This window comes from Mycolicibacterium sp. XJ662, assembly GCF_053484035.1.
Genome location: NZ_JBEFTL010000003.1, coordinates 45,494 through 57,292, shown reverse-complemented (window position 1 = coordinate 57,292; position 11,799 = coordinate 45,494). Strand labels below are relative to the sequence as shown.

Genomic DNA, 11,799 nt, shown 5'->3' with positions numbered 1-11,799 from the left:
TCTCAGTCCAGTTGGTAGCGCGGGAACACGCCGGTCGGTGCGGGCAGCGCCGTACCCGGCGCCAACCGCGTGCCAACCGACGCGAATGTGCGTTGCTCGGCAGGCTGTCCGAGCAAGTCGAGCAGTTTACCCGTCGATTCCGGCATCACCGGCTGGCTCAAAAGCGCCGCGATCCGCACGGTCTCTAACGTCGTGTAGAGGACGGTTCGCAAGCGTACCCCGTCCTGTGGGGACTCCGACTTTCGCAGTACCCACGGCTCCTGCGCCGAGAAGTACCGGTTGGCCGCGCCCAGCACCGACCAGATCGCCTCCAGCGCCAGGTGCATCGCCGTCGCATCGAAATGGCCGCGCACCCGCTCCAGCAGCGCGTCGGCGGCGGCCAACAACTCGGAATCCTCGGCGGTGAAGTCACCCGGCTCCGGCACGACGCCGTCGAGGTTTTTGGCGACCATGGACAGCGAACGCTGGGCCAGGTTGCCCAGTTCGTTGGCCAGATCGGAGTTGATGCGCCCGATGATCGCCTCTTCGCTGTAGCTGCCGTCCTGGCCGAACGGCACCTCCCGCAGGAAGAAGTACCGCACCTGATCCAGCCCGAAGGTGTCGACCAACGCGTTCGGGTCCACCACGTTGCCGACCGACTTGCTCATCTTCTCGCCGCGGTTCAGCAGGAAGCCGTGCACGAAGACCTTGCGCGGCAACTCGATTCCCGCCGACATCAGAAACGCCGGCCAGTACACCGCGTGGAACCGGATGATGTCCTTGCCGATCATGTGCAGATCGGCGGGCCAAAACCGGGTGAACAGCTCCGAGGAGGTGTCCGGAAAGCCCACTCCGGTCAGGTAATTCGTCAACGCGTCCACCCACACGTACATGACGTGGTCGGGGTGGTCGGGAACCGGGACACCCCAGTCGAACGTGGTGCGGGAGATGGACAGGTCACGCAACCCGCCGCTGACGAAGCTGACCACCTCGTTGCGGCGCACCTCGGGTTCGATGAACTCCGGATTGGCCTTGTAGTGCGCCAACAGCCGCTCGGCGTAGGCGGAGAGCCGAAAGAAGTAGGTCTGCTCCTCGGTCCACGTCACCGGTGCGCCGGTTTCGGCGGACACCCGCACGCCGTCGGCGCCGACGGTGGTTTCGGCCTCGGTGAAGAACCGCTCGTCGCGCACCGAGTACCAGCCCTTGTAGGAGTCGAGGTAGATGTCGCCGGCGGCGTTCATCCGGCGCCAGATCTCCTTGGACGCCTCGAAGTGGTCGGGATCGGAGGTGCGGATGAACCGGTCGAACGAGATGTTGAGCTTTTCCTGCATCCGCTGAAACACATCGGAGTTGCGCCGCGCCAACTCCGCGGTCGCGACGCCCTCGGCGGCGGCGGTCTCGGCCATCTTCAGCCCGTGCACGTCGGTGCCCGTCAGGAACCGCACGTCGTAACCGTCGAGACGCCGGAACCGCGCGATCGCGTCGGTCGCGATGTACTCGTAGGCGTGGCCGACGTGCGGGTCGCCATTGGGGTAGGCGATCGCGGTCGTGACGTAGTAGGGCTGTTTCATTTCTAGGTCAGCTTATGGTGTTGCCGTGAGTGAGAAGCGCCCAGGCAGACGGCAGCCGCCGCCCGCCCCGGAACCGCTGAGCCCGCTCATCGACGCGCACACCCATCTCGACGCCTGCGGCGCCACCGACGCCGAGAGCATCGCCGCGATCGTGGACCGCGCCGAACGGGTCGGCGTGCAGGCCGTCGTCACGATCGCCGACGACCTGGATTCCGCACGCTGGGTGACCGGAGCCGCCGACGCCGACCCCCGCGTATACGCCGCCGTCGCGCTGCACCCCACCCGGGCCGACGCGCTGACCGAGGAAGCCAAGACCGTCATCGAGCGGCTCGTCGCACATCCCCGGGTGGTCGCGGTGGGGGAGACCGGCATGGACATGTACTGGCCCGGCAAGCTGGACGGCTGCGCGGCACCCGCCCGTCAGCGCGAGGCGTTCGCCTGGCACATCGACCTGGCCAAGCGAACCGGCAAACCGCTGATGATCCACAACCGCGACGCCGACGCCGAGGTGCTCGACGTGCTGCGCGCCGAAGGGGCGCCCGAGACCGTGATCTTCCACTGTTTCTCCTCGGACGCGCAGATGGCCCGCACCTGCGTCGAGGCCGGCTGGCTGCTGAGCCTGTCGGGCACCGTCAGCTTCAAAAACGCCAAGGCGCTGCACGAAGCGGCGTCGCTGATACCGCTCGAGCAAATGCTCGTGGAGACCGACGCGCCGTTTCTGACGCCGCACCCGTACCGAGGCGCCTCCAACGAGCCGTACTGCTTGCCCTACACTGTGCGGGCGCTGGCCGAACTGCTCGGCAGGCCCGCGGAAGTTCTTGCCCAAGCAACTACTGCGACGGCCGCACGGGCCTACAGGCTGCCGAGTTGTTGGACGTAGTCCTTTTCGTTATCGTTCGGTGATCGAACAGCGCCCTTAGCACGCCGTCCGAGTCGGGATAAAGCAGATTTTGAACGTAATCAACAAGATCCATGAAACGCGCTCGCCGTTGCTGCGGCTTCTGGTCGGCGCGACATTGCTCGCACTGGTTTTCGCCGGCGGGGTGGCGGTTGCTGCGCACAAGACAGTGACGCTGACCGTGGACGGCACAACCACCACCGTGGCGACCATGAAGTCGCGTGTCATCGATGTCGTCGCCGAGAACGGGTTCGACGTCAGCGAACGCGACGATCTTTACCCGGCGGCCGAGTCGCCGGTTCGCCAGTCCGACACGATCGTGCTGCGTCGCAGCCGCCCGCTGCAGCTTTCGCTCGACGGGGAGAACAGCAGGGAGGTCTGGACCACGGCCTCCACCGTCGACGAGGCGTTGGCGCAACTGCAGATGACCGACAAGGCGCCCGCCGCGGCGTCGCGCGGCAGCCGGGTTCCGCTGGCGGGCATGTCACTTCCGGTGGTCAGCCCCAAAACGGTGCACCTGCACGACGCCGGCAAGCAGAGCACCGTGCACCTGGCGGCGCCCAACGTCGGCGCCCTGTTGGCGGCCGCCGGCGCGCCGCTACAGCAGAAGGACAGCGTCGACCCCGCGCCGACCGCACCCGTCACCGACGGCATGCAGATCCACGTGACCCGCGTCCGCATCGACCACGTCACCGAGCGGGTCCCGCTGCCCGCGCACACCACGCGCGTCGAGGACCCCACGCTGAACCAGAGCCGGACCGTGGTCGAGGACCCCGGAACGCCCGGCACACAGGACGTGACCTTTGCCATCGCGAAAATCAACGGCGTGGAGACCGGCAGACTGCCAGTAGCCAATGTCGTTATCGAACCGGCCCGCGAAGGGGTGGTTCGCATTGGCGCCAAGCCAGGGACCGAGGTTCCGCCGGTCTCCAACGGAGCTGTTTGGGACGCCCTTGCCCGGTGCGAAGCCGGAGGTAATTGGGCCATCAATACGGGCAACGGATATTACGGCGGTGTGCAATTTGATCAGAACACCTGGGAGCGCAACGGTGGTCTGAGGTATGCTGCGAGAGCCGACTTGGCGACAAGAGAAGAGCAAATTGCGATTGCTGAGGTCACTCGGGCGCGGCAAGGTTGGGGTGCGTGGCCGACGTGTAGCGGGAGGATTGGGGCGCGCTGACCATTCGACTACTCGGGCGGACCGAGATACGACATCTGGCCAAAGAGATTGACTTTCGGCCACGCAAATCGTTCGGACAGAACTTTGTCCACGATGCCAATACCGTGCGCCGAATCGTGTCGGCGTCCGGTGTCAACCGACACGATCACGTGCTCGAGGTCGGCCCCGGTCTCGGGTCCCTGACATTGGCCCTGCTGGATCGCGGGGCGCGGGTGACCGCGGTCGAGATCGATCCGGTGCTGGCCCGTCAGCTGCCGACGACCATCGCCGATCACTCGCACAGCGAGATCAATCGGCTGACGGTGCTCAACCGCGACATCCTGACGTTCCGGCGGGCCGAGATGGACGATGAGCCCACCGCGCTGGTCGCCAACCTGCCCTACAACGTCGCGGTGCCCGCGCTGCTGCACCTGCTGGCCGAGTTCCCGTCCATCCGCACCGTGATGGTGATGGTTCAGGCCGAGGTCGCCGAGCGCCTGGCCGCCGAACCGGGCGGCAAGGACTACGGCGTACCCAGCGTCAAGGCCAGGTTCTTCGGCAACGTGCGCCGCTTCGGCATGGTGTCGCCGACGGTGTTCTGGCCGATTCCGCGGGTGTACTCCGGGCTCGTGCGCATCGACCGCTACGAGGTCTCGCCGTGGCCTACCGACGAGGTCTTCCGTAAGCAGGTTTTCGAGTTGATCGACATCGCATTCGCGCAGCGTCGTAAGACGTCGCGCAACGCGTTCGCCGAGTGGGCCGGTTCGGGCAACGAGTCGGCCAGCCACCTGCTGGCGGCGAGCATCGATCCTTCGCGGCGCGGCGAGACGCTGTCGATCGCGGACTTCGTGCGGCTGCTGCAGCGCTCGGGTCGGGCCTATGAACCCGAGGTCGAACAGGACGCCGGCGAGCAGCAGAAGGGCTCCATCGGCGTCGGCTAGCTGCGGCCCTAGTGCAGTGCCCGGGTGATCAACGAAACGAGCTCGCGGCACGACTGGTAGCGACCGGCTGGGTTCTTGGCCAGCGCTTTGGTCAGTACCGAATCGAACACTCTTGGCAGCCAGGTGTATTGGCGTGACAACCGCGGCGGTCGCCGGTGCAGGTGGGCGCGGATCAAAGCCATGCTGGAGTCGTCGGTGAACGGCGGTGACCCGGTGATCAGCTCGACGGCGGTACAGGCAAGCGCGTATTCGTCGGTGGCCGACGTCGGGGCGTGCCCGGCGATCAGTTCCGGCGCCGCGTACGGAAGGGACAACTCGGCCCTGGCGGGGCGACGCCCGATGTCGTCGGTGATCGAATGGGCCGCGCCGAAGTCGATGAGCACAGCGCGCAGCCGGTCTTCCGAGGCCATCCGGATGTTCGCCGGTTTGACGTCACAGTGCACGACGGCGCGGTTGTGGGTGTAGTCCAGGGCATCGGCGATCTGCGCGAGCGCGGTGAGCCGAGCGTCCAACTCGGCCAGCGCCGCCACCCCGCCGCCGTCGACGACTTCCATTGTCAGCCAACCGCGCCCGCGCTCGAAGACGTGCACGATGTGCGGGTGGTCCAGCCGGTGCGCCAGCTCGAACTCCCGGCGCAGCCGCGCGACCTGATCCTGGTGGCGGTGTCGTTCGTCGAGAATCTTCAGCGCCGCCTGCCGGTGCGGAGCGGCCGCGTCGTGCACCAGATACACCGTCGCGTACCCGCCGTGACCCAGCACCGCGTCGACGACGTAGCTTTCGAACCGGTCGCCAGGGGCAATCACCGTTTCAGCCTAGGTTCAGCCCGGCTGCGCAGACGGCTGCTGGGGGCCGCCGGACTCCGATAGTGTCGTGCCGTGCCGACCTGGAACGGAAACACCGCCTCGGAGTGGGTGCCCACTGGGTCGGTCACCGTGCGGGTGCCAGGCAAGGTCAACCTCTACCTCGAGGTCGGAGATCTGCGCGACGACGGCTATCACGAGCTGACCACGGTCTTTCACGCCGTCTCGCTGCTCGATGAGGTCACCGTGCGCAACGCCGACGTGCTGTCGCTGGAAATGTCGGGCGAAGGGGTCGATTCACTGCCCGCCGACGAGCGCAACCTCGCCTGGCAGGCGGCCGAGCTGATGGCCGAGCACGTCGGGCGCGCACCCGACGTGGCGATCTCCATCGACAAGTCGATCCCGGTGGCCGGGGGTATGGCCGGCGGCAGCGCCGACGCGGCGGCGGTGTTGGTGGGCATGAACACGCTGTGGGAACTCGGGGTGCCGCGACGCGATCTGCACGCGCTGGCCGCCCAGCTCGGCAGCGACGTACCGTTCGCGCTGCACGGCGGCACCGCGCTGGGCACCGGCCGCGGTGAAGAGCTGGCGACGGTGTTGGCCCGCAACACTTTCCACTGGGTGTTGGCGTTCGCAGAAGGTGAGCTGTCGACGCCCGCGGTGTTCGCCGAGATCGACCGGATGCGCGACGCCGGCTCGCCCGATCAGCCGCCGCGCCTTGAGGATCCCGAACCGGTGCTGGGCGCGCTGGCATCGGGCGATCCGAAGACGTTGGCACCGCTGCTGGGCAACGACCTGCAAGCGGCGGCGTTGCGGCTGGACCCGGCGCTTTCCCGCACGCTGGCGGCAGGCACCGAGGCCGGGGCGCTGGCAGGCATCGTGTCGGGTTCGGGGCCGACGTGCGCTTTCCTGTGCGCATCGGCCACCGCGGCGCTCGACATCGGCGCGGTGCTGGCGGATTCCGGCGTGTGCCGCAGCGTGCGGGTGGCCAGCGGGCCGGTGCACGGTGCGCGCGTCGTACCGGCGCCGTCGACGCCGGTCTGAGTCCCCGCGCCGGTGTGACACAGAACTCAATACTTCCGAGAGTTTGGCAGCTACTTAAGAGTTGCATAAGATGAACGACGGTGAAAACTAGCGGTCAAGCATCGGACGCGAGCATTTCGCCCGCCGACACCCTCGGTGGGCGGCTCGTCAGACGCATCCGCTGGTCCGGTGCATCACCGATTCGAGACATAACCGCTCCCGATTTGTGCGCGCGTAATCGCGAAGGTGGCTCTGATCAGGCGGAGCATTACACCGGGGCCTTCGCCTCGGAACCGAGGAGGTTGTCGTGAGCCGATTCACCGAGAAGATGTACCGCAACGCGCGCACGGTCACGACCGGCATGGTCACCGGCGAACCGTACGAACCTGTTCGGCACACCTGGGGTGAGGTTCACGAGCGGGCCCGCCGCATCGCGGGCGGGCTGGCCAACGCCGGCATCGGACTCGGTGACGCTGTCGGCGTGCTGGCCGGCTTCCCGGTCGAGATCGCCCCGACCGCGCAGGGGCTGTGGATGCGCGGCGCCAGCCTCACCATGCTGCACCAGCCCACCCCGCGCACGGACCTGGCGATCTGGGCCGACGACACGATGACCGTGATCGGCATGATCGAGGCCAAGGCCGTGATCGTGTCGGAGCCGTTCCTGGTCGCGATCCCGGTGCTCGAGGAAAAGGGCATCACGGTGCTGACCGTCAGCGACCTGTTGGCCGCCGAGCCCATCGACCCGGTGGACGTCGGCGAGGACGATCTGGCGCTGATGCAGCTGACATCGGGTTCCACCGGCTCACCGAAAGCCGTGCAGATCACCCACCGCAACATCTACTCCAACGCCGAGGCGATGTTCGTCGGCGCCGAATACGACGTCGAGAAGGACGTCATGGTCAGCTGGCTGCCGTGCTTCCACGACATGGGCATGGTCGGCTTCCTCACCATCCCGATGTACTTCGGCGCCGAACTGGTCAAGGTCACGCCGATGGACTTCCTGCGCGACACCCTGCTGTGGGCCAAGCTCATCGACAAGTACAAGGGCACCATGACCGCGGCGCCGAACTTCGCCTACGCGTTGTTCGCCAAGCGGTTGCGCCGCCAGGCCAAGCCCGGCGAGTTCGACCTGTCGACGCTGCGGTTCGCGCTCTCGGGCGCCGAACCGGTCGAGCCCGCCGACGTCGAGGACCTGTTGGACGCGGGTAAGCCGTTCGGCCTCAAGCCGGACGCCATCCTGCCGGCATACGGTATGGCCGAGACGACGCTGGCGGTGTCGTTCTCACCGTGTGGGGCGGGCCTGGTCACCGACGAGGTCGACGCGGATCTGCTGGCCGCGCTGCGGCGCGCGGTGCCCGCCACCAAGGGCAACACCCGCCGGCTGGCCTCGCTGGGCCCGCTGCTGCAGGACCTGGAGGCCCGCGTCATCGACGAGCACGGCAACGTGATGCCCCCGCGCGGTGTCGGGGTGATCGAGTTGCGCGGTGAATGCGTGACGCCCGGCTACATCACGATGGGCGGGTTCATCCCGGCTCAGGACGAGCACGGCTGGTATGACACCGGCGACCTCGGCTACATCACCGATGAAGGCAACATCGTGGTGTGCGGCCGCGTCAAGGACGTCATCATCATGGCGGGCCGCAACATCTACCCCACCGACATCGAACGGGCCGCCAGCCGCGTCGACGGTGTGCGTCCCGGCTGCGCTGTCGCGGTGCGCCTGGACGCCGGGCACTCCCGCGAAACCTTCGCCGTCGCAGTCGAATCCAACGCCTGGCAGGACCCGGTCGAGGTGCGCCGCATCGAACACCAGGTCGCCCACGAGGTGGTCGCCGAGGTCGACGTGCGGCCCCGCAACGTCGTGGTGCTCGGCCCCGGCACGATCCCCAAGACGCCGTCGGGCAAGCTGCGCCGCTCCACCTCGGTTTCGCTGGTCACCTAAACCGGTCAGGCGACCCGCACGCCCGGCGCCCCCGTCTCCGGTGTCTTCGCCACGACAACCGTCATCTCGTAATCGGCTGCCTGCCAACCGCTCAGGAAGACCCCGATCGGTAATGCCTTGCCCTGTCCGACGTTCTGCCCCTCGTTGCTCATCGAGCTGTCGTTGACGTAGACGATGCCGCGCTTCATATCGACCTGGGTCACCACGGCGGCGTGGTCGGCGCGCGTGTAGCTGTCGTCCCCGCTCGGCACGAAGTCGGTGACCGCCGTCCACACGATCGCGACAGGGTAGCCCACCACCACGGCCTTGCCCTCAGCCAACGCGGCCTGCAGTTCGGTGAGCGCCTCCTGCCCCTCTTCTGCAGTGGCGGCCACGAGCCGGTTCCCGTCGGCGTCGAAGGTGCCCCATTTCTTGTAGGTGGCGGTCACGTCGAAGTACTTCTCCATAAGCACCGCGGCGTCCTCACTGGCGACACCCTCTTCGATGTTCTCGTGCAGGTACATCTTCTGACCCGGAGTCGCCACGCTGTCCGTGGTTTTGGCCAACATGACCATGTATTCCTCGGTCGGCGGGGTGCTCTGGGTGGCCTGCCCGACCGCCGCCGCGCTGGCCTGCAGCACACAGTTGTAGTAACTCTGCGAGACCCAGTACTGCTTGGCGTCCTCCGCGTTGCCGTATTGACCGTTGCCGAGCACCTCGATGGTGATCGCTTGGTCGATGGTGTCGGGCTTGGCGGCGCCGATCCGAACGGCAAGGCCGTGGAAGAGCCCCTGCACCACGCCGGCGAACCCGGGCAGCCGGGCCGCCGCCCCGTTGTCGACGGTGATGACGAAGTGGTCGGTGATCCCCGGCGCGATCAGCGCTTCGTTCGCGGTGTAGATGTAGCTTCCCGGGGTGTCGCCGGCCTCCAGCGTCCCGTACTTGGGTCCCTCCTTGATCGTGTAGGTCACACCGAAACCGTTGTTGCCGTTGGCATTCAGGTCGACGGTAATCTGCTTGTCATCGCCCTCCTGGCCGCCGATGACGGGCGAAACGCTCGGCGCGCGGTTGAAGAAGATGTAGGACAGCTGCCGACCGATATTCGACAGCACCGACTGCACGCTCGGGACGCGTGGCGCCGCCAGTGCCGCGGTCGCCGCGCTGGCTCCTGGGGAGCCGTTGGCACCGGTTTCGCCGTCGTCACCGTCGGTGCCGGTCGAACCGTCGGTGCCGTGACCGCCGAGCCCTCCGGAGCCCGGCTGACCGCCTTTGCCGCCGTCACCGGCGATCACCCCGCCGTCGCCGCCGTCGCCGCCGTCGCCGCCGATACCCCCGTCGCCCGGGGCGATGCCGTCGCCGCCGTTACCGGCCCCACCGCCGGTGCCGCCGGTGCCGCCCTCGCCGCCCGGATCGTCGGCGGTCGCGCTCGGGCCGCCCGTGCCACCGATACCGCCGGCGCCGCCGTTGCCGCCGCGGCCGCCGGTGCTCACTCGACCGCCGTCGGCGCCGTCCCCGCCTGCGCCACCGTCACCGCCGGGCCCGCCCGGAGCGCCGACGCCGCCTTGGGCGCCGTTACCGCCTGCGCCGCCGGTGCCGCCGGCTCCGCCGATGTCGTCGTCGGAGGTCCAGCCACCGACACCGCCGTCACCGCCCTTGCCGCCGGCTCCGCCTGCGCCGCTGGCTCCCTTGGTGCCGTCGGCGGAGATGAAGAAGAAGAAGCGGCCGGCGCCGGGGGTGCCGCCGAGCGCGCCGCCGACGCCGCCGTCGCCGCCGGCTCCGCCGTCACCGCCGTCCTGGCCGGGCCCCACCCGGGTGCTCGCGCCGTAATGCCCCGCGCCGCCTTTACCGCCCGTGCCGCCGGAACCACCGGCTCCGCCGTCGCCGCCGTTGCCGATGAAGAAGCTGCCGTTGCCGCCGTTGCCGCCGCTCCCGCCGGGTCCGCCGTGGGCGCCGGGGCCACCGTCGAGGTTGGCGGCGGTGCCGTTGAGGCCGGGGATGCCGGCCTGGCCGATGCCGCCGTCGCCGCCGTCGCCGCCCTTGCCGAACAGCGACAGCGCGCCGGTGCTGCCGCCGTGGCCGCCGTCGCCGCCGCCGGTTCCGCCGTCGCCGCCCCTACCGCCGCTGCCCGAGAACAGCCCGCCGTTGCCGCCGTTGCCTCCGTCGCCGCCGTGGTTACCGCTGCTGCCCTGCCACGGGCTGTTGCCACCCGCGCCGCCGGCGCCACCGAAGGTGAACAGCGCCAGGAAACCCGCGCTGCCGCCGATGCCCCCCTGACCGCCGAACGCGGCGTTGCCGCCGGCGCCCCCGTCCCCGGCCACGCCTGACAGCGACAGGAACCCGGTGTTTCCGCCGTTGCCGCCGGTGCCGCCGGTCTGCCCCGCCAGGATCGCGATACCGCCCGCGCCGCCGTCGCCGCCGTCGCCCCACAGCAGCCCGCCGGTGCCGCCGTGGCCCCCGGTGCCGCCGCGATATGCGCCCGTGGAGGCGCCGCCCGCGCCGCCGTCACCGCCGCGTCCGTTCAGGCCGGCGCGGCCGCCGTGACCGCCGGCGGAACCCTGCTCGGTCTGGGCGCCTGCGCCGCCGTGGCCGCCGTTGCCGCGGATCAGGCCACCTCGGCCGCCGTTGCCTCCGGCGCCGCCATTGACGCCGGCAACACCGTCGCCGCCGGACCCGCCGTTGCCGAACCAGCCCGCGTTACCGCCGTGGCCGCCGTTGAACCCGTCGCCGCCGTTGCCGAAGAACCCGCCGTTGCCGCCGTGGCATGCGGTTGTCCCGGTGCAGGTTTCGGCGGTCCACGAGTACCCGTTACCCGCGAGGATGCCGCCGTTGGGCCGGTCGGCCGTGCCATCGCCGACCAAGAACGTGTAGAGGTTCTGCGACGGCAGCAGGCCATACGGTGCCGGGTCGACGGCAGTCGTGGCCGCTGAATCCTCGGATGTGCCAAGCGTTGTGGCCTCTGCTGCGGTGGCTTCCGAGTACGCCGACGACGTGGTGTCGAAGTCCTCGTCGTCGGCGTCGACCTCGTCCTCGTCCACGTCGGACTCGGTGGTGTCCGACGCGCTGGTGTCGTCGTCGTCGGAGGAGTCCTGGGCGTCGTCGGCGTCCTGGTCGTCGTCCGCGGCGTCCGAGAATTTCGAGCGGGTGCCGGTCGGCGTGCTCTGCGAACCGGAATCGGTCGACGACGCTTCAGAGGACGGCGAGTCCGATGACTCAGATGACTCGGATGATGACGACGCGCCGCCATCCTCGGCCGCGGCCACCCCGACCTGCGGACCCATCAGAGAAAAGCCCACCAGCGCGGTGCCCAGCCCCGCAGATGCGGCGCCAAGCTGCAGCCATCGCCGCACCGGGAAGTCCTCGGAACGCCGCCGCCGCTGGGCAATCCGCGTGCGCGCGACGGAGTTCGAGTCGATATCCGCAGCGCGATTCGACGCAGCCAGACCAGCCATGGGCGCTTCCCCCCAATTTCGACGACAAGATGCCAGACCCTATTGACGCCCGGGTAAG

The 11,799-nt window shown here is 68.8% G+C and carries 8 protein-coding genes; 5 read left to right on the top strand and 3 right to left on the bottom strand.

The annotated features are described in order from the left end of the window. Window positions 1-2: 2 nt before the first annotated feature. Complete coding sequence (metG, locus tag ABQE93_RS11170; protein WP_448407933.1) at window positions 3-1,550, bottom strand: methionine--tRNA ligase; 1,548 nt, start codon at window positions 1,548-1,550, stop codon at window positions 3-5. 25 nt (window positions 1,551-1,575) lie between these two features. On the opposite strand from metG, the gene ABQE93_RS11165 reads away from it, so the two are divergent. From ABQE93_RS11165 to rsmA, 3 genes are all read left to right on the top strand, one after another. Then, on the top strand, window positions 1,576-2,430 hold the full coding sequence (locus tag ABQE93_RS11165; protein WP_448407934.1) for a TatD family hydrolase: 855 nt from the start codon (window positions 1,576-1,578) through the stop codon (window positions 2,428-2,430). 70 nt (window positions 2,431-2,500) lie between these two features. Continuing rightward, on the top strand, window positions 2,501-3,628 hold the full coding sequence (locus tag ABQE93_RS11160) for a resuscitation-promoting factor (protein ID WP_448407935.1): 1,128 nt from the start codon (window positions 2,501-2,503) through the stop codon (window positions 3,626-3,628). Next, complete coding sequence (rsmA, locus tag ABQE93_RS11155; RefSeq protein ID WP_448408068.1) at window positions 3,625-4,548, top strand: 16S rRNA (adenine(1518)-N(6)/adenine(1519)-N(6))-dimethyltransferase RsmA; 924 nt, start codon at window positions 3,625-3,627, stop codon at window positions 4,546-4,548. The genes ABQE93_RS11160 and rsmA overlap by 4 nt, the downstream gene beginning before the upstream one ends. Before the next feature lie 8 nt (window positions 4,549-4,556). Here rsmA and ABQE93_RS11150 read toward each other — a convergent pair whose 3' ends face one another. Beyond that, window positions 4,557-5,351, bottom strand: coding sequence for a serine/threonine-protein kinase (locus ABQE93_RS11150; protein WP_448407937.1), 795 nt, complete (start codon window positions 5,349-5,351; stop codon window positions 4,557-4,559). Window positions 5,352-5,423: 72 nt separating this feature from the next. Between ABQE93_RS11150 and ABQE93_RS11145 the strand changes: the two genes are divergently transcribed. Both ABQE93_RS11145 and ABQE93_RS11140 read left to right on the top strand, forming a co-directional pair. Then, window positions 5,424-6,392: a 4-(cytidine 5'-diphospho)-2-C-methyl-D-erythritol kinase gene (locus tag ABQE93_RS11145; protein WP_448407939.1), complete on the top strand. Its 969-nt coding sequence runs from the start codon at window positions 5,424-5,426 to the stop codon at window positions 6,390-6,392. Window positions 6,393-6,678: 286 nt separating this feature from the next. Then, window positions 6,679-8,313, top strand: a complete 1,635-nt coding sequence (locus ABQE93_RS11140; RefSeq protein WP_448407941.1) for a fatty acyl-AMP ligase — start codon at window positions 6,679-6,681, stop codon at window positions 8,311-8,313. A 5-nt stretch (window positions 8,314-8,318) separates the two neighbouring features. Here ABQE93_RS11140 and ABQE93_RS11135 read toward each other — a convergent pair whose 3' ends face one another. Then, a complete protein-coding gene (locus ABQE93_RS11135; RefSeq protein ID WP_448407942.1) occupies window positions 8,319-11,741 on the bottom strand; it encodes a hypothetical protein in 3,423 nt (1,140 codons plus the stop codon). Window positions 11,742-11,799 lie beyond the last annotated feature (58 nt).